This is a genomic window from Saccharopolyspora sp. NPDC000359 (genome assembly GCF_040300525.1).
GTDB lineage: Bacteria > Actinomycetota > Actinomycetes > Mycobacteriales > Pseudonocardiaceae > Saccharopolyspora.
Map to the genome: position 1 here is coordinate 70,304 of NZ_JBEPDU010000020.1, position 20,021 is coordinate 90,324.

General features: G+C 70.5%; 9 protein-coding genes, 1 tRNA gene and 2 pseudogenes. 6 read left to right on the forward strand and 6 right to left on the reverse strand.

Annotated features, from left to right (window positions below):
• Window positions 1-20: 20 nt before the first annotated feature.
• The 6 genes and pseudogenes from ABT324_RS15340 to ssuE form a co-directional block, all read left to right on the forward strand.
• Window positions 21-491 (forward strand): annotated as a pseudogene (locus ABT324_RS15340) (3-oxoacyl-ACP synthase III family protein); the annotation flags it as partial.
• 47 nt (window positions 492-538) lie between these two features.
• Complete coding sequence (locus ABT324_RS15345) at window positions 539-10,699, forward strand: SDR family NAD(P)-dependent oxidoreductase (RefSeq protein ID WP_351176744.1); 10,161 nt, start codon at window positions 539-541, stop codon at window positions 10,697-10,699.
• A 26-nt stretch (window positions 10,700-10,725) separates the two neighbouring features.
• A pseudogene (locus ABT324_RS15350) lies at window positions 10,726-13,707 on the forward strand (type I polyketide synthase); the annotation flags it as partial.
• Between the two features lie 41 nt (window positions 13,708-13,748).
• A complete protein-coding gene (locus tag ABT324_RS15355; RefSeq protein WP_351176750.1) occupies window positions 13,749-14,441 on the forward strand; it encodes a thioesterase II family protein in 693 nt (230 codons plus the stop codon).
• Between the two features lie 44 nt (window positions 14,442-14,485).
• Window positions 14,486-14,701 (forward strand): biotin/lipoyl-binding carrier protein, encoded by a 216-nt coding sequence (locus tag ABT324_RS15360; RefSeq protein ID WP_351176753.1) that lies wholly within the window; start codon window positions 14,486-14,488, stop codon window positions 14,699-14,701.
• A 26-nt stretch (window positions 14,702-14,727) separates the two neighbouring features.
• Window positions 14,728-15,300: an NADPH-dependent FMN reductase gene (ssuE, locus tag ABT324_RS15365; RefSeq protein WP_351176756.1), complete on the forward strand. Its 573-nt coding sequence runs from the start codon at window positions 14,728-14,730 to the stop codon at window positions 15,298-15,300.
• Window positions 15,301-15,902: 602 nt separating this feature from the next.
• On the opposite strand, the gene ABT324_RS15370 is transcribed toward ssuE, so the two are convergent.
• The 6 genes from ABT324_RS15370 to ABT324_RS15395 form a co-directional block, all read right to left on the reverse strand.
• Window positions 15,903-15,976 (reverse strand) — tRNA-Pro (locus ABT324_RS15370).
• Between the two features lie 54 nt (window positions 15,977-16,030).
• On the reverse strand, window positions 16,031-16,717 hold the full coding sequence (mftE, locus tag ABT324_RS15375) for a mycofactocin biosynthesis peptidyl-dipeptidase MftE (RefSeq protein ID WP_351176759.1): 687 nt from the start codon (window positions 16,715-16,717) through the stop codon (window positions 16,031-16,033).
• Window positions 16,714-18,057: a mycofactocin biosynthesis glycosyltransferase MftF gene (gene mftF / locus ABT324_RS15380; RefSeq protein WP_351176762.1), complete on the reverse strand. Its 1,344-nt coding sequence runs from the start codon at window positions 18,055-18,057 to the stop codon at window positions 16,714-16,716. Before mftF ends, mftE begins: the two co-directional genes overlap by 4 nt.
• Window positions 18,054-18,836 (reverse strand): mycofactocin-coupled SDR family oxidoreductase, encoded by a 783-nt coding sequence (locus ABT324_RS15385; protein WP_351176765.1) that lies wholly within the window; start codon window positions 18,834-18,836, stop codon window positions 18,054-18,056. The genes mftF and ABT324_RS15385 overlap by 4 nt, the downstream gene beginning before the upstream one ends.
• A complete protein-coding gene (locus ABT324_RS15390; RefSeq protein ID WP_351176768.1) occupies window positions 18,833-19,729 on the reverse strand; it encodes a mycofactocin-associated electron transfer flavoprotein beta subunit in 897 nt (298 codons plus the stop codon). Before ABT324_RS15390 ends, ABT324_RS15385 begins: the two co-directional genes overlap by 4 nt.
• A 1-nt stretch (window position 19,730) precedes the next feature.
• On the reverse strand, window positions 19,731-20,018 hold the full coding sequence (locus tag ABT324_RS15395) for a ferredoxin family protein (protein ID WP_351176771.1): 288 nt from the start codon (window positions 20,016-20,018) through the stop codon (window positions 19,731-19,733).
• Window positions 20,019-20,021: the final 3 nt, after the last annotated feature.

Sequence of the window (20,021 nt, forward strand, 5' to 3'; positions counted from 1 at the left end):
TCCCTCAAGGAAGGATCAGGATGGATGCTCGGCTGACGCACATTCTAGGGGTGGGGACGGCCCTGCCAGGGCCGCCAGTGGACAACGCTGCTTTGGCCAGGCACTTCGAGGCCGACGATCTGTGGGAGCAGTGGGTCGAGGCCTTCATCGGCACCCGGACCCGTCACCTGGCCACCGACTTGACCACGGGCGAGGTGCGTTGGTCCCTCGCCGAGCTGGCGGCGGGTGCGGGACGGCAGGCGTTGGCGCGAGCTGATGTCCGGCCGCAGGACGTCGATCTGCTGATCATGGGGACCGCGACGCCGGACAAGTTGATGCCCGCCACGGTGAACGTGGTCGCCGACTCCCTCGGCATCGACGGGGTGCCCAGCTTCCAGCTGCAGTCCGGCTGCACCGGTGCTGTGCAGGCGCTGGACGTCGCAAGCCAGATGATGGCCACCGGGGGCTACCGCCACGCCTTGGTGATCGGCGGCGACATCTGCTCGAAGATCATCGACGGCAGTCCGCGGGAGCCTGGCCCCGGCCGGACGAGCCACTGGTGGCCGGCGTCAGCTCGTTCGGCATGGGCGGCACGAACTGCCACGTCGTGCTCACCGAACCGCCCGCCACCGTGGTGGACGTCGAACCGGCCGAGGAACCGGAGGTTGCCCCACTGCTGGTGTCAGGGCGCAGCGATGCGGCGCTGCGGGCGCAGGCGGCGCGACTGCGGGACCACCTCGCTGCGCAACCGGAACTGCGCCTGACCGACGTCGCTCACTCGTTGGCGACCACCCGGAGCACGTTCGAGCACCGCGCGGTCGCCGCCGTCGCCGACCGGGAAGAGGCGGTGCGCGCGCTCGCCGCACTCGCGGAGGGATCTCCAGCAGCCGGGCTGGTGCGCGGAACAGCGGGGCAGGGCGGCAAACTCGCGTTCTTGTTCACCGGGCAGGGCAGCCAACGCCCCGGCATGGGCCGCGAACTCCACCACACCCACCCCACCTTCGCCCAAGCCTTCGACGAAACCTGCGAACACTTCAACACACACCTCGAAAAACCACTACAAGACATCATCTTCGCAAACCCAGACACCGAAGAAGCCACACTGCTCCACCAAACCAACTACACCCAACCAGCACTGTTCACCATCGAAGTCGCCCTCTACCGACTCCTCCAACACTGGGGACTCACCCCCGACTACCTCGCAGGCCACTCCATCGGCGAACTCACCGCAGCACACCTCGCCGGAGTCCTCTCACTCACCGACGCCACCACCCTCGTCGCCGCCCGCGGCCAACTCATGCAAACACTCCCACCCGGCGGCGCCATGACCGCCATCCAAGCCACCGAAGACGAAATCACCCCACACCTCACCACCAACGTCAGCATCGCCGCACTCAACACCCCCCAAACAACCGTCATCTCCGGCGACGAGAAAGCCGTCGCCACCATCGCCGCGACCTTCGCAGGGCGCGGCCGCAAAACCAAACAACTCCAGGTCAGCCACGCCTTCCACTCCCCACTGATGGAGCCAATCCTCAACGAGTTCGAAACACTCGCCCGCACCCTGACCTTCCACCCACCCACCATCCCAATCATCTCCAACACCACCGGCCAACTCGCCACCACCGAACAACTCACCTCCCCCCAATACTGGACCCAACACATCCGCCAACCCGTCCGCTTCACCAACAGCATCACAACCCTCCACCAACACAACGTCACCACCTACACCGAAATCGGCCCCGACTCCACCCTCACCACACTCGTCCACAACACCCTCGACACCCACCACACCACCACCACACCACTCCGCCCCGGACACCCCGAAAACCGCACCACAACCACCACACTCGCACAACTCCACACCACAGGCCGGTCTCCTGACTGGTCGCAGGTGGTGTCCGCGAACCGGGTCGAGCTGCCGACCTACGCCTTCCAGCGCAAGCGCTACTGGCTCGACCCGCCGAGGAGCGTTCGCGCGGCGGGAGATCTCGGCATGGCCGCCGAGGACCACCCGCTGCTGTTCGCGAGCGTCGAACTGCCCGACGGCGGTGTGGTGCTCACCGGTCAGGTGTCGGCAGCGGACCAGCCCTGGCTGGCCGACCACGTCATCGCCGGCACGTCCCTGCTCCCGGGCACCACGTTGATCGACCTCGCGCTCCGGGCCGGGGACGCGGTGCAGGAAGGAGCGGAGGTCGACGAACTGACGCTGCGGGCGCCGCTGGTGCTACCGGCGGCGAAACCCGTTCGGGTGCGGGTGACCCTCGCCTCCGCCGACGAGACCGGACGCCGAACCGTCGACATCCACTCGCGGGCCGACGGGGAGTGGATCCACCACGCCTCCGGGTTCGTGACCTTCGACCCGACCGCACCGAACAGCGACCTCACGACCTGGCCGCCGCCGAGATCGTCCGAAGTGGACCTCACGGACAGCTACGACGAGCTAGCCGCTGGCGGGTACTCCTACGGATCGGCTTTCCGGGGTCTGCGGGCGCTTTGGCGGCACGGCGACGACCTCTACGCCGAGGTTGTCCTGCCCGAGGAGCTGCGTGATGACGCTGCCCGGTTCGGCCTGCACCCAGCGCTGCTGGACGCCGCGCTGCACCCGATCGCGCTGGACTCGCTGGCCCGCTGTGAAGTTCGGATCCCGTTCTCCTGGAACGGCTTCGCGCTGCACGCCACGGGGGCGACCGAACTCCGCGTGCGCCTGACGGTCCGCGGTGATTCCTGGTCCGCGCTGCTGGCGGACGCGGAAGGCAACGCCGTGGCGTCCGTCCGGTCACTGGCCGTGCGCGCCGTGCCGAACACGTCCGGTACCACGATTCCCGATGCGCTGTTCGGTCTGACGTGGACGCCGGTCGAGCCGGAACCGGGGACAGACCGCGACGTGGAGGTCCACCGCGTCGTCGAAACCGAGGTCGAGGCCGCGACGATCCAGGCCCTGGAGCGGATCCAGCAGCACATCGCTGAGCAGGAGACCAAGCCGTTGGTCTTCCTCACCGCGGGTGCGGTCGCCACCGCTGGCGAAGACGTGCCGCACCTGGCCGGGGCCGCGGTGTGGGGCCTGGTGCGCAGCGCGCAGAACGAGCACCCCAACCGGTTCCTGCTCGTTGACTCCGACCAGGCCACGCCCGATCCCGCGGTCTTCCGGGCCGCGCTCGACTCCGGCGAACCTCAGGTGGCGCTGAGGGGAGGCACCGTGCTCGCACCGCGGATGGCGCGCCTGCAGCCCGAAACCAGCGGTGCCGGTTTCGATCCGGATGGGATCGTGCTCATCACCGGCGGCACCGGAACCCTCGGCAAACTCATCACCCACCACCTCGTCACCCACCACCACGCCAAGAACATCCACCTCACCAGCTGCCAAGGCCCCAACACCCCCGGCATCCAACAACTCACCCAACAACTCACCCAACACGGCGCCACCATCACCACCACCACCTGCGACACCACCAACCCCCACCAACTCCAACAACTCCTCAACACCATCATGCACACCGCAGGCACCCTCGCCGACACCACCATCAACAACCTCACCCCCCAACAACTCACCACCGTCCTCCACCCCAAAACCACCACCGCCCACCACCTCACCACCCTCATCCAACACCACAACCTCACCAAACTCATCCTCTTCTCCTCCATCACCGCCACCACCGGAACACCCGGCCAAGCCAACTACGCCGCCGCCAACGCCTACCTCGACGCACTCGCCCACCACCACCCAAACACCACCTCACTCGCCTGGGGACTCTGGGACGGCGCTGGAATGGGCGAGAAGCTCAGCGAGGTCGACCTCGCGCGTATGGCGCGCGGCGGGTTGATGCCGCTGTCGCCGGAGGAGGGTCTGGCCCTGTTCGACGCCGCCCTGGCGACTAACCGCCCCGTCGTCCTACCGGCCCGCTTCGACCTCGCGGCAATTCGCAAGGGCGGCGAGGTTCCCCCGCTGTGGCGCGGTTTGGTGCGCGGAACCACGCGGCGCACCGCCCAATCGAGGAGTGCGACGAGCTCGTCGCCGGCCGAGGAGATCGCCGCGCTGCCAGCGGCGCAGCGTGCGCGCGCCGTTCTCGACCTGGTGCGGGAGCAGACCGCGATGGCCCTCGGGCACGCCGACGGCTCCGCGGTCGATCCCAGCCGACCGTTCGCGGAACTGGGTTTCGACTCCCTGGCCGCCGTGGAACTGCGCAACCTGCTCAGCGCCCGCACCGGGCTCCGGCTGTCCAGCACGCTGGTGTTCGACCACCCCAGCGCTCAGTCGCTCGCCGAACACCTGACCCAGGAGATCGGCGGCACCGACGAGGACGCGCGGGTCCAGCCGGCGCGCACCGCACCGGTCGACGAGCCGATCGCGATCGTGGGCATGGCCTGCCGCTACCCCGGCAACGTCACCAACCCCGACGAACTCTGGCAACTCGTCACCGAAGAACGCGACGCCATCACCGAGTTCCCCACCAACCGCGGCTGGAACCTCGACCAACTCCACCACCCCGACCCCGACCACCCCGGCACCAGCTACACCCGCCACGGCGGATTCCTCCACGACGCAGCGGAATTCGACCCCACGTTCTTCGGACTCAGCCCCCGCGAAGCACTCGCCACCGACCCCCAACAACGACTCCTGCTCGAAACCACCTGGGAAGCCCTCGAACACGCCGGCATCGACCCCACCACCCTCCACCACACCCGCACCGGCGTCTACACCGGCGTCATGTACAACGACTACGGTGCCCGCCTGCATCAGGCGCCGGAGGCGCCCGCGGGTTTCGAGGGCTACCTGGTCAGCGGAAGCGCGGGAAGCGTGACCTCGGGCCGGATCTCCTACACGTTCGGGTTCGAGGGCCCGGCGGTCACGGTGGACACCGCCTGCTCCTCATCACTGGTCGCACTCCACCTCGCCACCCAAGCACTCCGCAACCAGGAATGCGACCTCGCACTCGCCGGCGGCGCCACCATCATGGCCACCCCCGCCACCTTCATCGAATTCAGCAGACAACGCGGACTCTCCCCCGACGGACGCTGCAAAGCCTTCTCCACCAACGCCAACGGCACCGGCTGGGCCGAAGGCATCGGACTCCTCCTCCTCGAACGCCTCACCGACGCGCAGGAGAACGGCCACCGGGTCCTCGCCGTGGTCCGCGGCAGCGCGGTCAACCAGGACGGCGCGAGCAGCCAGCTCACCGCGCCCAACGGTCCGGCGCAACAACGGGTCATCCGCCGAGCACTGGAAGCCAGCCAGCTTTCGCCGCGCGATGTCGACCTGCTGGAAGCCCATGGGACGGGTACTTCGCTGGGTGATCCGATCGAGGCCCAGGCAATCCTGGCCACCTACGGACAAGACCGCGAACACCCACTCTGGCTCGGATCGCTGAAGTCCAACATCGGACACACCCAAGCCGCCGCAGGAGTCGGCGGCGTCATCAAAGTCGTACAAGCAATGCGACACGGCACGCTCCCCAAAACCCTCCACGTCGACGAACCCACCACCCACGTCGACTGGACCACCGGAAACGTCTCCCTACTCACCCAACAACAACCCTGGCCCAACACCGGACACCCCCGCCGCGCCGCCGTCTCCTCCTTCGGCATCAGCGGCACCAACGCACACGTCGTGGTCGAACAGGCACCCGCGCCCGAACCGGTCGAGCCACCTGCGGAGCCCGTGCGCACCGACGTCCTCCCGTGGTTGCTGTCCGCCCGGTCGGAGGAAGCTCTCCGCGCGCAGGCCGAAAGACTGGCCGCCCACGTCCGGACCAGCGACGACTCGGCAGCCGACATCGCCTGCTCGCTGGCGACCACCAGAGCGCACTTCGAGCACCGCGCGGCGATCGTCGCCGACGACCGGGACGACTTCCTCCGCGCGTTGGCAGGCCTCGCAGCAGGTGACACCGCCGCACCGGTCCTGCGCGGACAGGCGAGCAGTTCGGGCAAGACGGCGCTGTTGTTCAGCGGTCAGGGCAGCCAACGCGCCGGGATGGCCCGCGAACTGCACGCCGCTTTCCCGGACTTCGCGCGTGCTTTCGACGAGGTGTGCGCCGAGCTGGACAAGCACCTCGACCGATCGGTCCGCGAGGTCGTCCTCACCGCCGAGAACGATCTGCTGGACCGCACCGAGCACACCCAGACGGCACTGTTCGCCGTCGAAGTCGCGCTCTACCGGCTGCTGGCGGGCTGGGGCGTCCAACCGGACTACCTCATCGGCCACTCGATCGGCGAGCTCGTCGCGGCGCACGTGTCCGGGGTGCTCTCGCTGGCCGACGCCGCTGCCCTGGTCGCCGCTCGCGGGCGCCTCATGCAGGCACTGCCCGACGGCGGAGCGATGCTCGCCGTGCAGGTCGACGAGGCCGCCGCACGGGAGCTGCTCGCCGAGCACGGCGGCACCGCCGACGTCGCCGCGGTGAACGGTCCACAGTCGACGGTTCTCTCCGGTGATGCGGAAACCCTCGAGACCATCGCCCGGGCAGTCACCGACCGGGGCGGGAAGGCCAAACGGCTCCGGGTGAGCCACGCGTTCCACTCCCCGCTCGTGGCGCCCATGCTCGACGAGTTCCGGTCGTGCCTCGACGCGCTGAGCTTCCACGCGCCGACCATCCCGGTCGTGTCGAACCTCAGCGGCGAGATCGCGACCGGTGACGACCTGCGCACCCCTGACTACTGGGTCCGGCACGTCCGGCACGCCGTGCGCTTCCTGGACGGTGTTCGCACTCTGCGGGACAACGGCGTCACCGCGCTCGTCGAGGTCGGCCCGTCCTCCGTGCTGACTGCGATGGCCCACGAGTGCATCGACGATGGCGCCTCGCTGATCGCACTGCAGCGCAACGACCAGCCCGAGGTCCGCGCGCTGGTCAACGGACTCGCCGCAGCTCACGTCAGCGGCGTCCGGGTCGACTGGTCGGCCTTCCACCTCGGATTCCTGGGGCGGCGCGTCGACCTGCCTACCTACGGCTTCCAGCACCAGCGGTACTGGCTGGACGCGCCGCTGGGCGCCAGCGACGCGGCCGCCATCGGGCTGAGCGCCGCCGACCACCCGCTGCTCAGCGCGGAGGTCGACGATCCCGACGGTGGCGGTGTGCAGTTCACCGGCAAGATCTCGACGACCACGCACCCGTGGCTGGCCGATCACGCGGTCGGCGGCGCTGTCGTGGTGTCCGGGACCGCGCTCGTCGATCTGGCGCTGCACGCGGTCGACCGGCTCGGCGGCGGTGAGCTCCGAGAACTGACGCTGTCGGAACCGCTCGTGCTGCCGGCCCATGCCGCCACGAATCTCCGGCTGACCGTCGCGGAGCCCGACGACGGCGGGCACCGCGCGCTGTCGCTGCACGCGAAACCCGACGGTGACGGGCAGACCTGGACCTGCCACGCGCGAGGCGTGCTCGCGGCGGAGACGTCGGCGCCAGGCAGCTCGATCGAGCAGTGGCCACCGGACGGGGCCGAAGCGGTTGATCTGGACGACCCCTACCAGCGCTTGGCTGCGGCCGGGCTGGACTACGGCGAGGTCTACCGGGGGCTGCGCGCTGCCTGGCGAGCAGGCGATGACGTGTGCGCCGAGGTGGAACTGCCCGCCGAGACCGGTGTGGACGGTTTCGGCGTCCACCCGGCGCTGCTGGACGCAGCGCTGCACGCCATCGCCGTCGAGACGTTGCCCGACGACGACACGCTCCTGCTTCCCTTCGCGTGGAGCGGTGTCCGGCTGCACGCCACCGGGGCCACCGCGGCGCGCGTCCGCATTTCGCCGACAGCGCCGAACACTTACGCTCTGCTCGTTGTCGACCCCGTCGGCGCGCCCGTCATCACGGTGGACAGCCTGGTCGTCCGCCCGGTCAGCGCATTCCCCGCCAGCAAGGCGCAGGTCCCGCGCACCGAGGACGTCCTCGACATGCGCTGGCTACCTGTCGACGTACCGGAAGCCGCCGAACTGGTGCCCAGCGCCGTCCTGGGCGCGGACGACACCGGCTTCGCCAAAGCACTGCTCGACCGCGGGGTTCCGGTGGAGCAGCACGCCGACCTCGCTGCGCTGCGCGGGTCCCTGGACTCCGCCGGGCCGGCTCCGCAGGTGGTGTTCGCACTCGCCGAACTCGGCTCCGCCGACGCCGCGGCATCGGTGCGCGCAGCCGTCCACCGGACCACCGAGCTGCTGCGCGACTGGCTCGCCGACGAGCGGTTCGCCGGGTCCCGGCTGGTCGTGGTGACCCGCGGAGCGGTCGACGGCGACGACCTGGCGCAGGCGGGCTTGTGGGGGCTGGTGCGCTCCGCGCAGTCGGAGAACCCGGGCCGGTTCGTGCTCCTCGACCTCGGCCGCGCGACGACACCGGGACTCGTCGCCGACGTGTCCGCGCTCGGGGAGCCCCAGCTGGCCATCCGCGACGGGGCGCTTTGCGCGCCGCGGCTGTCCAAGAAGGCCGAAGGCTCCGATGCGCTGGTCGCACCGCCGGCCGACACCTCCTGGCGGCTGGACGTCACCGAGAAGGGCACGCTGGAGAACCTCGCGCTGGTGCCGAACCCGGCCGCGGCCGAACCGCTGGAACCCGGTCAGATCCGGGTCGCGGTCCGCGCCGCCGGGCTGAACTTCCGCGACGTGCTCATCGGCCTGGGCATGTACCCGGACGACGACCTGATCGGCAGCGAGATCGCGGGCGTCGTCGTGGAGGTGGCCGAGGACGTGACCGCGTTCGCGCTCGGCGACCGCGTGATGGGGCTGACCAGGGGCGGCATCGCCCCGTTCGCGGTCAACAACCAGCGGATGTTCGCCGCGATGCCCTCCGGGTGGTCGTTCGCCCAGGCCGCGGCCGTGCCCGTGGTCTACCTGACGGCCTACTTCGCGCTGACCGACCTCGCCGCGGTCCGCCGCGGTGAATCGCTGCTCGTGCACGCCGCCACCGGCGGCGTCGGCATGGCCGCCGTGCACCTGGCGAAGTCCTGGGGCGTACGGGTCTGGGCGACCGCGAGCCCATCCAAGTGGGACACCCTGCGGTCCTTGGGCATCGCCGACGCGGACTTCGCGTCCTCCCGCACGCTGGAGTTCGAGAAGCACTTCCTGGACCGCACCGGGGGGCGCGGCGTGGACGTGGTGCTGAACTCGCTGGCCCACGAATTCGTGGACGCCTCCCTGCGGCTCCTGCCCCGCGGCGGCCGGTTCGTGGAGATGGGTAAGTCCGACGTGCGCGACCCGGCCGCGATCGCGGAGCAGCACCCGGGCGTGGTCTACCGGCCCTTCGACCTGTACGCGGACGCGGGACCGGACCGGATCCAGCAGATGTTCGCCGAGCTGCGCGAACTGTTCGAGCACGGCTTACTGGAGCCGCTGCCGGTCCGCGAGTGGCCGTTGCGCGAGGCACCGGAGGCGTTCCGGTTCCTGGGGCAGGCCAAGCACGTCGGCAAGGTCGTGATCACCCTGCCGCCCGCGATCGCGCCGGAGGGCACCGTTCTGCTGACGGGCGCCACCGGCGCGCTCGGTGGCGCGGTGGCCCGGCACCTGGTCGCCGCGCACGGCGTCCGGCACCTGCTGCTGGCGAGCCGACGAGGTGATCGGGCACCGGGCGCCGCCGACCTGACCGAGGAGCTGACCGGGCTCGGGGCCGAGGTCACGTGGGCGGCGTGCGACGTGGCCGACGAAGCAGCGCTGCGGGGGGCGCTGGCCGCCATCCCCGCGGACCGGCCGCTGACCGCCGTCGTGCATTCGGCCGGGGTCCTGCGCGACGGGCTGCTCACCGCGTTGACCCCGGAACGGATCGACGAGGTGTTGCGCCCGAAGGTCGACGCGGCCTGGACGTTGCACCACCTGACCCGCGGCCTGGACCTGTCGGCGTTCGTGCTGTTCTCCTCGATCGCGGGCGCGCTGGGCAACCCCGGTCAGGCCAACTACGCCGCGGCCAACACCTTCCTGGACGCGCTGGCCCGCCACCGCAGGGCCGGTGGGCTGCCCGCCACCTCGCTGGTGTGGGGGCCGTGGGCCTCCGACGGCAACGGCATGACCAGCGAGTTGAGCGAGGCCGACCGCAACCGGATGAGCCGCTCCGGACTGGCCCCGCTGGCTCCGGCCAAGGGCCTGGCGCTGTTTGACGCCGCCCTCGCACTGGACGAGCCCGCGCCGGTGCTCGCCCAGCTCGACACCGCGGCACTCCGGGAGTCCGGCGACACCGTGCCCGCGTTGTTGCGCGACCTGGCCCGAACCGGCCCGCGCAAGGCCGCCGCGAGCGTCGGCCGACCCGCCGAGGCGCTGGCCGCACAGCTCGCCGAGATGTCCGAACTGGACAGCGAACGGGTGGTGCGCGACCTGGTGCGCGGGCACGCCGCGGCCGTGCTCGGGCACACCAGGCCGGAGCAGGTCGACCTCGAGACGGCGTTCACCGAGATCGGCTTCGACTCGCTCACCGCGGTCGAACTGCGCAACCGGCTGACCTCGGCGACCGGACTCCAGCTGCCCACCACCCTGGTCTTCGACCACCCCACACCGATGGCGCTAGCCCGGCACCTGCGGGCCGAGCTCGTGCCGACTGCGACCGCGGCACCGACCCGGGCGCTGGCCGCGATCGGTCGGCTCGCCGCCGCTCTCACCGAGGTGCCCGCCGACGACGAGAACCGGTCCACGATCTCCGCGGGGCTGCGGGAACTGCTGCGGACCTGGCACGCCGCGGCCGAGGGCGGGGACGCCGCCGACAGCGTCGAAGGCGCGAGCGACGACGAGCTGTTCGCGGTGCTGGACAACGAGCTGGGCGCGGTCTGACCGCCCGAACCGAGGAGACGATCCAGGTGACCAACGAGGAGAAGCTCGCCGACTACCTGAAGTGGGTGACGGCAGACCTGCACGAGACCCGGCAGCGGTTGCAGGAGATGCAGGACACGCAACGTGAACCGGTCGCCGTGGTCGGCATGGCCTGCCGCTACCCCGGTGGCGTCCGCTCCCCGGAGGACCTGTGGGACCTGGTGGCCAGCGGTGCCGACGCCATCGGGGAGTTCCCGACCGACCGCGAGTGGGACCTGGCGTCCCTGTACTCGGCGGATCCGGCCGCCCCGGGCACCTCCTACGTCCGCGAGGGCGGTTTCCTCGACGACGCCGCTCACTTCGACGCGCCGTTCTTCGGGCTCAGTCCCCGGGAAGCGCTGGCCACCGACCCGCAGCAGCGGTTGCTGCTGGAAGTCGCGTGGGAGTCTTTCGAGCGGGCCGGAATCGTCCCCGAGCAGCTGCGCGGCACCCGCACCGGGGTGTTCGCCGGGGTGATGTACGCCGACTACGGCGCCCGGTTGCGCCGCGTGCCCGAGACCGTCGAGGGCCAGATCGGCAACGGCAGCGCCGCGAGCGTCGTCTCCGGGCGCGTCGCCTACACCTTCGGCTTGGAGGGGCCAGCGGTCACGGTCGACACGGCGTGCTCGTCGTCGCTGGTCTCCGTGCACCTGGCCCTGCAGTCGCTGCGCACCGGCGAAAGCGACCTGGCACTGGCCGGCGGGGTCACGGTGTTGTCGACGCCCGGGGTGTTCGTGGAGTTCAGCCGGCAGCGCGGGCTCGCCGCCGACGGGCGCTGCAAGTCCTTCGCCGCAGCGGCCGACGGCACGGGTTTCGCCGAAGGCGCCGGGGTGCTGCTGCTGGAACGGCTCTCCGACGCCCGGCGCAACGGTCACCAGGTGCTCGCGCTCGTCCGGGGTTCGGCGGTCAACCAGGACGGTGCGAGCAACGGCCTCACCGCGCCCAACGGACCTTCGCAGGTGCGTGTCATCCGGCAGGCCCTGGCCAACGCGCAGCTGTCGGCGAGGGACGTCCACGTGGTCGAGGCGCACGGCACCGGGACCACGTTGGGCGATCCCATCGAGGCCCAGGCCGTGCTCGACACCTACGGCCAGGACCGGCCGACCGGCCAACCGGTGCGGCTGGGGTCGGTCAAGTCCAACATCGGGCACACCCAGGCCGCGGCCGGGGTGGCGGGGATCATCAAGATGGTGCAGGCCATGCGGCACGGCGTGCTGCCCGCGAGCCTGCACATCGACCGCCCGTCGCCCCAGGTCGACTGGTCGGAGGGAGCGGTCTCGCTGCTCACCGAAGCCGAACCCTGGCCGCGCACCTCGGGTCCGCGCCGCGCGGCGGTGTCGTCGTTCGGAGTCAGCGGCACCAACGCGCACGTCGTGCTCGAACAGGCCGAAGTCGCCGAGGACGAGCCCGCGCCGCGGCCCCCCGCGGTGGCCGCGGTGCCAGTCGTGCTGTCCGGCCGTGACGACGCTGCCCTCCGCGCACAGGCCGAGCGGCTTCGCGACCACCTAGCCGCCCACCCCGACCTCGACCCGCTCGACGTCGGTCACGGCCTCGCCACCCGGCGCACGGCCTTCGACCACCGGGCCGCGGTCGTCGCCGCGGACACCACGACCCTGGTCGAGCGCTTGGCGGAGCTGGCGCGCGGCGAAGCCGATGCGGACACGTTCCGCGGACTCGCCGGTGCTGGCGGTCGCACCGCCTTCCTGTTCACCGGCCAGGGCAGCCAGCGTCCGGGGATGGGACGCGACCTGCACGAGGTCTTCCCGGTGTTCGCCGAGGCGCTCGACGAGGTGTGCGCGGGGTTCGCGGCGCACCTGGACCGGCCGCTGCGCGAGGTGATGTTCGCCGAACCGGGCAGCGCGGAAGCCGCCGCGCTGGACACCACGGCATTCGCCCAACCGGCGATCTTCGCGCTGGAGACGTCGCTGCACACGTTGCTGACGCAATGGGGTATCGCACCGGACTACCTGGCTGGGCATTCGATCGGGGAGATCACCGCAGCGCACGTTTCGGGCGTGCTGTCCCTCCCCGACGCCTGCGCACTGATCGCGGCGCGCGGTCGCCTGATGCAGGCGTTGCCGTCTGGTGGCGCAATGACCGTGGTGGAAGCCACCGAGGACGAGGTCGCTCCGCTGCTCGAAGAGCACGCCGGTGCCGTGGGCATCGCCGCGCTCAACGGACCGCGCACCACCGTGATCTCCGGCGCGCAGGACGCCGTCGGGTCCATCGCCGGGCGACTCGCCGAGCAGGGGCGCCGGACGACGAAGCTGCGGGTCAGCCACGCCTTCCACTCCCCGCACATGGATCCGGTGCTCGACGAGTTCCGCACCGTTGTCCGCGGGTTGACCTTCGCCGAACCGGCGGTGCCGGTCGTCTCCACCCGGACCGGCCGGCTCAGCACCGACGAGCTGCTCGACGTCGAGCACTGGGTGCGCCACGTCCGCGAACCCGTGCGGTTCCACGACGCCGTCCGCGCGTTGCACGACCTCGGCGTCCGCACCCACCTCGAGATCGGACCGGACGCGCCGCTCAGCGCGATGGTCCCCGGCTGCCTGACCGGCGTCGGCGAACCAGGCCGGGCGATCCCGCTCCTGCGCGGCGACCGCCACGAGCCGGAGGCGCTGGCCGGAGCACTCGCCGCCGCCCACGTGCGCGGTGTGCGGATCGACTGGGAGCAGTTCTTCGGCGACCAGGACCCGCGGTGGGTCGATCTGCCCACGTACGCCTTTCGGCGCAAGCGGTACTGGTTGCAACCCCATCACCCTGGCCTCGTTCGCCGTCGGCATCGTGCTCCTCGCGGTGTTCCTCCTCGACGAGGCCAAGGCGAAGCAGCCGATCATGCCGCTCCGGTTGTTCGCCAGCAGGAACCGGACGGGCTCCTACCGATGGGGATGTTGACGAGCAGCACCCAGCGCCAGGACGCCGAGGCGGTGAGCACGCCGCCGAGTAGGAGGCCCAGCGCCATGCCGGATCCGGTCACGGTCGAGTAGATCCCCAGGGGTTCCGGGAGGGATCAGCACGGGGTTCCACCTTGCTGTGCTTCCCGCACGCGGGTGGTGCCGCAGGATCTTTCTCCCCGCTGGCCAAGGAGTTCACCACGGACGTGGAGGTACATGCGGTCCAGTACCCCGGGCGGATGGAACGGCGCCAGGAACCGCTGTGCACTTCAGTCGAGGAACTCGCGGACCGGATCTTCGCGGCGCTCGGCGAGCTTCCCGACCGTCCGCTCGGTTTCTTCGGCCACAGCATGGGTGCCACCGTCGCCTTCGAGGTGGCCATTCGGTTGGAACGCGAGACCGGAACCGGCCCACTGGCGGTGTTCGTCTCGGGCAGGCGGGCACCGTCGACCGTACGCGTCGAGCAGGTCCACGAGTACGACGACAAGGCTCTGCTCGCAGAGATGCGGTCCCTCGACGGAACCGATTCGCGGGTGCTGGCCGACGAGGAGATCCTGCGGATGGTCCTGCCGACCGTTCGCGCCGACTACCGCGCGATCGAGACCTACCGGTGCGAGCCCGGTGCGCGGCTGGCCTGCCCGGTCGTCGCGCTCGTCGGCGACGCCGATCCGAAGGCCACCGCCGCGGAGGTAGAGCGCTGGGAAGCGCACACAACCGGCCCGTTCGACATGCACGTTCTGCCAGGTGGGCACTTCTTTCTCAACGCGCAGAGGCAGGCGGTCTCCAGGATCGTCGACAACCACCTAAACCTGCTGCGCTGCAGCTGATGCCAACACGAGTCTGCGAGTCACCGTCCTGAGGAGGTTCGTTCATGGCTGAAGAGGTCCGCGCGGAGATCGTCGCGAGCGTCCTGGACCTGGTCGCGGGAGAAGGCGACCAGGTAGCGGAGGGCGACACGATCATGCTGCTGGAGTCGATGAAGATGGAGATCCCGGTCATCAGCGAGTCAGCAGGCCGACTCACCCGGCTCGCGGTCGGGGTCGGCGACGTGGTCCGCGAAGGCACCCTCCTGGCCTTGGTGGAGTAGCACCGAAAGAGTACTGAGGAGTATCCGTGTCCACTGTTCTCATCATCACCGGTAGCCCGTCGCTCACGTCGAAGACCGAGCTCGTGGGCAAGCACATCGCGCAGCGCCTGAGCGCATCGGACTGCGATGCTGAGCACCTGCGTCTCCGAACACTGCCTGCCGCACCTCTGCTCGGTGCGGATACCAGCAACGCCGAGATCGCCGATGCGGTGAACCGAGTCGCCAAGGCCGACGGAATAGTGCTTGCAACCCCCACCTTCAAGGCGGCGTACTCCGGCCTGCTCAAGACCTTCCTGGACCTGCTGCCGCAGTATGCCTTCGCCGGCAAGGTGGTGCTTCCGCTCGCCACCGGGGGCAGCCTCGCACACGTGCTGGCCCTCGACTACGGATTGCGTCCGGTAGTGCACTCGATGGGAGCCCGCCAAGTGGTGCAGAGCTTCTTCCTCCTCTCGTCGCACCTGTTCGTCGAGGAGGATCGCCTGAGCATCGACCCGGCCAGCGAAGGCCCGCTGGAAGGTGTGCTGGCACAGTTCCAGGACGCCCTCGACTGCACCCCGAGAAGAACGGCGTTTCTCACGACCGCGGACGCCGAGGTCTGACGCGCCCGCCGCCGAACTAGGCACCCTCGGCTACTGCACGCTCACCGACCGCTGCAAACGATCCAGCACGCGGCCATGCGGCTTCCTCGCCCTCATCGCCGCGTGCACCTGTTACAAGCACATTCCCGCATGAGCACCATCTACGCGCGTATGCAGTTACCACTGAAGGCCGATGGACCTGGTTCTGGTCCATGAGCTGACACACAGGAACTCCGCCGCTTGCGAATGACGCTCAAATGCTTGGAGAACCAGAGTGCTGCTTCGCAGAAGCCGGGCCAGAGCGATGACGAGATGCCTTCGGACCTTGACCATGATCGGCGAGAACGCAGACGCTCCCTCGTTAGGTCGAACACGTCGCAGGCACGCTCGCTCCCCGCGAGAGCCGTGCCTCCCGTCCGTGCTCGATGCCCAGATCGTCGACGCCTGGTCAAGGAGTCCAGGACGACGCCAAGATCCAGCCGACCGGGAAGGACATGAGGCGACCCGAGCCACTCAGCGTGAATTCAAGTTGTCCACGAACGGCGCGCTCGAGTCAGCCAGCCTGACCGCGATCAAAAAAGAGGGCCTCCGCAGGCTCTGACCTGCGAAGACCCTCTACACCGTCGGGATGGCGGGATTCGAACCCACGACCCCTTGACCCCCAGTCAAGTGCGCTACCAAGCTGCGCTACATCCCGACTCACCTCTTGGGGTGTGCCGATAGCTTACCGCACCTCTGAACGGGCGATCATCTACCCCCCTGTTTTGGTGTTTTCGCAGGTCCAGGCGTCGATGGCGGCTGTCAGGGCGTGGGTCCAGGTGGTCAGGACCCGCTCGCCCTCCTCTGTTGTTGCTCCGCGGGGGTCGCCGAGGACTCCGGTGGGGGTCACCGCCGCCAGACCTTGCGTCCGGAGGGTTGGCAGGAGGTCCGGCAGCGGGGTTGTGGTGCCCCGTTCGGCCCGGTCGAGGCGGACCGCGGTGGGGCGCAGGGCGAGCATCACCGATGTTTCGGTGCGACCTGCGTGGGTGTCGTCGGGGCTGGCGGACGGGGACCAGGACAAGACTCGGCGGCCCTCGGCCCGAAGGGTTCGGAGGGCTCGGTGCACGGGCTCGGCGTTGCCTCCGTGGGTCGAGACCAGGACCACTCCCGCGTAGGCGTCCGCTGAGCGGACCAGTTCCACGAGGAGCAGCTCCACCGCTCGCTGGCCGATCGACAGGGTTCCGGGGAAGCCCGCGTGCTCGCCGCTGGAGCCGTAGGCGACCGGCGGGGCCACCAGGACCGGCCGGTGCTGGGCCAGGCGTTCGCACAGGGCCACCGCGATCTCGGTGTCCACCGTGAAGGGCAGGTGGGGGCCGTGCTGCTCGGTCGCTCCCACCGGCACTGCCAGCAGGGTCGGTTCGGTCAGGTCCGGCCAGGTCAGGTCCGCGAGGTTCGTCATGGCCGCTCCCCCGTCGTCGGGACGCTGCTGCGGCCGCCGACGTCGGTCAGGACCGGCAGCAGTGGGGCGGCCGTGCGCGCTCGGAGTGCTCCACGGAGCACTCCGCAGCCGTAGGCCGCGTCGTCGGCGAGACGGGCCAGGGTCCAGCGCGCCGGGTCCAGCGGAGGGCGTTCGCGGGCCCAGTCCAGCACGTGCCTCAGCGCCACCGCGGCCAGGACCCGGCGACCGGTACGGCTCGCGGACAGCAGGGGGACCGCGAGCGGGGCCCAGGGCCTGCCGATGGCGTCGGCCAGGTAGCGGCCAGCGCCGAGGGTGCCCAGCGCCGTCAGGCGCAGCGACTCCACTACGGGGACCCCGGTCCTGCCGAGCTTGCGGGCCAGGAGCGCTGCCGCTACGCCGGTGACGGCGAGGGCCGGGCCGGGGCGGCGGGTGCTGGCCAGCGCCCAGGTGGCCGCGCTCCACAGCGAGGTCCGGAGCGGGGCCACCGCCGTGCCGTGGCGGGTGGCGAGCGGTCCGGCCGATGTTCCGTAGGCGAACCGCTGGCGGAGCAGGGCGGGCCAGGTTCGGCGCGGCTGGTGGTGCGCGGTGGCTGCGGGTTCGTAGCGGACCTGGTGGTGCCTGGCCAGGCGCCAGACCAGGTCGACGTCCTCGCCGTAGCGGAGGTCCTCGTCGAAGCCTCCCACCTCGCGCAACACCTCCGTCCGGACGACCAGGGCTGCGGTGGGCACGTAGCTGATCCGGCTGCCCGGTTGCACCACACCAGGTTGCTCGCCGAGGTCCAGCGGGGATCGTGCGCTCTCGTAGCGGGCCAGCGCGGAGTCGCCGGGGGTGCTCCTGACGCGGGGCGCCACCGCTGCCACGTCGGGGTCCTCGAAGTGGCGGAGCAGCGGTTCGAGCCAGCCGGGTTCGGGGTGGACGTCGGCGTCCAGGAACGCCACCAGCGGGGTGGTGACCAGTTCCAGGCCCGCGTTGCGGGCTGCGGCCGGACCGCGGGGGACCTCGTGCCGGACCGCCGCTCCCGGTACTGGGGTCCGGGATCCGTCGTCGACCACGATCGCCGACTGCGGCGCGCGGGGGTGGGCGTCGCGCACCGGGAGCACCACCGTCACGTCCTCAGGGAGGAACTGCGACTGCTCGTGGTGCGGGTGCACCATGCCGGTCCGGATCAAGCGCTGCGCGAGGGCTGCCCCGGTGGTCACCGGTTCGCCGTCCAGCCAGGCATCGACCAGGTGCGCTCCTGCTGCGCTCAGCCGGAGGACGCGGAACGGTGTGCCGCCCGCGAGGGTCCGGCCGTCGGCGAAGCGGCGCAGGCCCGGGTCGGGCACCAGCCGGAGGGTCATGCGGTGAACCCCCCGTCGGCGTGCACCACGGTGCCGGTGATAGCAGCGGACTGCTCGCCGCACAGCCAGCACACCGCCGCCGCGACCTCCTCGGGCTCCAGGAGTCGGTCGACGAGCTGGTGTTGACTGAACTCCTCGACGTCGTCCAGGTCGTAGTAGGCCGCGGTGGCGGTGAGCATGTCGGTGCGGGTCGATCCGGGTGAGACGGCGGTGGCAGTGATGCCGGTGCCGCGCAGGTCGGTCGCCAGGCCTCGGATCAGGCCGACGACCGCGTGCTTGGCGGCGTTGTACCCGGCGAGGTGGTACAGCCCGCGGTGCGCCGCCGACGAGGCCAGCGCGACGAAACGGCCGGAACGGGGTTGCGGCCGTTGCAGCATCTTTGGCACGGTGGCACGGGCCAGGTTCGCCACGCCGCGCACCCCGACGTCGAACAGCGCGTTCCACTGCTCGTCGGTGGTCTCCCACAGGGGTTGGCCGCCAGCCATCACCGCAGCCGCCGCTACTGCCGCGTCGACTCCCCCGAACTCCGCTTCGGCAACCTCGACGGCATCCCGGACGGCAGCTTCGTCACGGACGTCGGCCACGACCGCACGCACCGATCCCGGCCACTGCTCGGCCAGATCTCGCAGCTGTTGACGGGTGCCAAGCGGGTAGGAGGCGCCGGGGACGTCCGCGCACACGTCGACTGCGACCACGCGCCAGCCCTCGGCCGCCAGCTGCCGGACCACGGCCGCACCGATTCCACGCGCCGCACCGGTGACGACCGCGACTCTGCTCATGACCTGCCCTTTCTCGCAGTGGCGGGTGCGTCTCGCGGTTCCTCGCGGCTGTCGCCCTGGGGTGCGGTGTCGAGGTAGCCGTGGCGTTGCATGTACCCGAGGAGCGCGTCAGCTGCCTCTGGCGCCGTGAGCGGGCCGACGATCGTCGGCGGGGTGCGTTCGACGAGTGCGCCAGTCAGCTCCAGGATCCGGCAGTGCGCGGTCGGCGCGGCTGGGGGTGGGAGCTCGCGCGGGCGCGGGCGGCGTGGGCGGGCAGCGACCACTGGGCCCGGCCGAGTTTCGAACGGCACCGAGCGGATCTGTTCGCGTTGAGCGGCCAGCACGGCTGGCAGGCTCGCTCGGCGCAGGCGGGCCCCGCCCTCGACGGAGACCACTGCGGGGGCGGGCAGGCGGAGCACTTCGCGTCTGCCGCCGTCCAAGCGCCGGTGGGCCAGGATCGTGCCTCGATCGGTTTCGAGCTTGACCACCCCGAGCGCCTGCGCTGCGCCGAGGCGGGCTGCCAAGAACGCCGGTGCAGCGCCGGTTGCGCCGTCGGACGACCGGTCACCGCACAGCACCAGGTCGGGGGTTGTGGTTAGCGCCGTGGCAATCGCCCGAGCGGTTTCAGCACCGTTGGACGCCAACCAGCGGGCGTCGGGTGGAGTGTCGCGCTCTACTCGAATCGCCTCGTGCGCTCCTGCCGCCAAAGCCGTTCTCAGCACCTCGTCCGCTTCGGGCGGTCCCACCGTCACCGCGAGCACACGACCGTCCAACTCCTCGGCGAGCCTGAGAGCGTGCTCCAGCGCTGTTAGTTCAGCGGCGTTGGCTCCCCGGTGATCGGCATCGATGGCTCCGGACAGCGGGTCCACCTCGATCCGCTGCCAGGACCAGCTCAGCGCTGCGACGATCTGCATGTCAGCCCTTCCGGAACACGACGCCGTGCCCGCCGTCGGGGTAGGTCCAGGTGATGGCGCCCGCCGAGTTGCAGAGCTGGTAGCAGGTGCCGCACTCGAAGCACTGCTCGTAGTTGAACAGGATTCCGCCATCGTCGGTCGGCACGAACAGCTTCGCCGGGCACGCCGGGACGCACGCCTTGGTGGTGCAGGAGCGGCAGACCTCGGTGTCGACCGTGATGTGCGGGCGGTCACCGACGTCGAACTCGACGGTGGACATCCGGTCCGCGAAGGACATCTCGTGGTGCATGGT

Bases quoted from the DNA above. Each gene is read 5' to 3' on its own strand.
- mftE (WP_351176759.1), bottom strand. From the start codon at position 16,717: ATGACGAACCTCGCGGACCTGACCTGGCCGGACCTGACCGAACCGACC.
- ABT324_RS15385 (WP_351176765.1), bottom strand. From the start codon at position 18,836: ATGAGCAGAGTCGCGGTCGTCACCGGTGCGGCGCGTGGAATCGGTGCG.
- ABT324_RS15360 (WP_351176753.1), top strand. From the start codon at position 14,486: ATGGCTGAAGAGGTCCGCGCGGAGATCGTCGCGAGCGTCCTGGACCTG.
- ABT324_RS15390 (WP_351176768.1), bottom strand. From the start codon at position 19,729: ATGCAGATCGTCGCAGCGCTGAGCTGGTCCTGGCAGCGGATCGAGGTG.
- mftF (WP_351176762.1), bottom strand. From the start codon at position 18,057: ATGACCCTCCGGCTGGTGCCCGACCCGGGCCTGCGCCGCTTCGCCGAC.
- ABT324_RS15395 (WP_351176771.1), bottom strand. From the start codon at position 20,018: ATGCACCACGAGATGTCCTTCGCGGACCGGATGTCCACCGTCGAGTTC.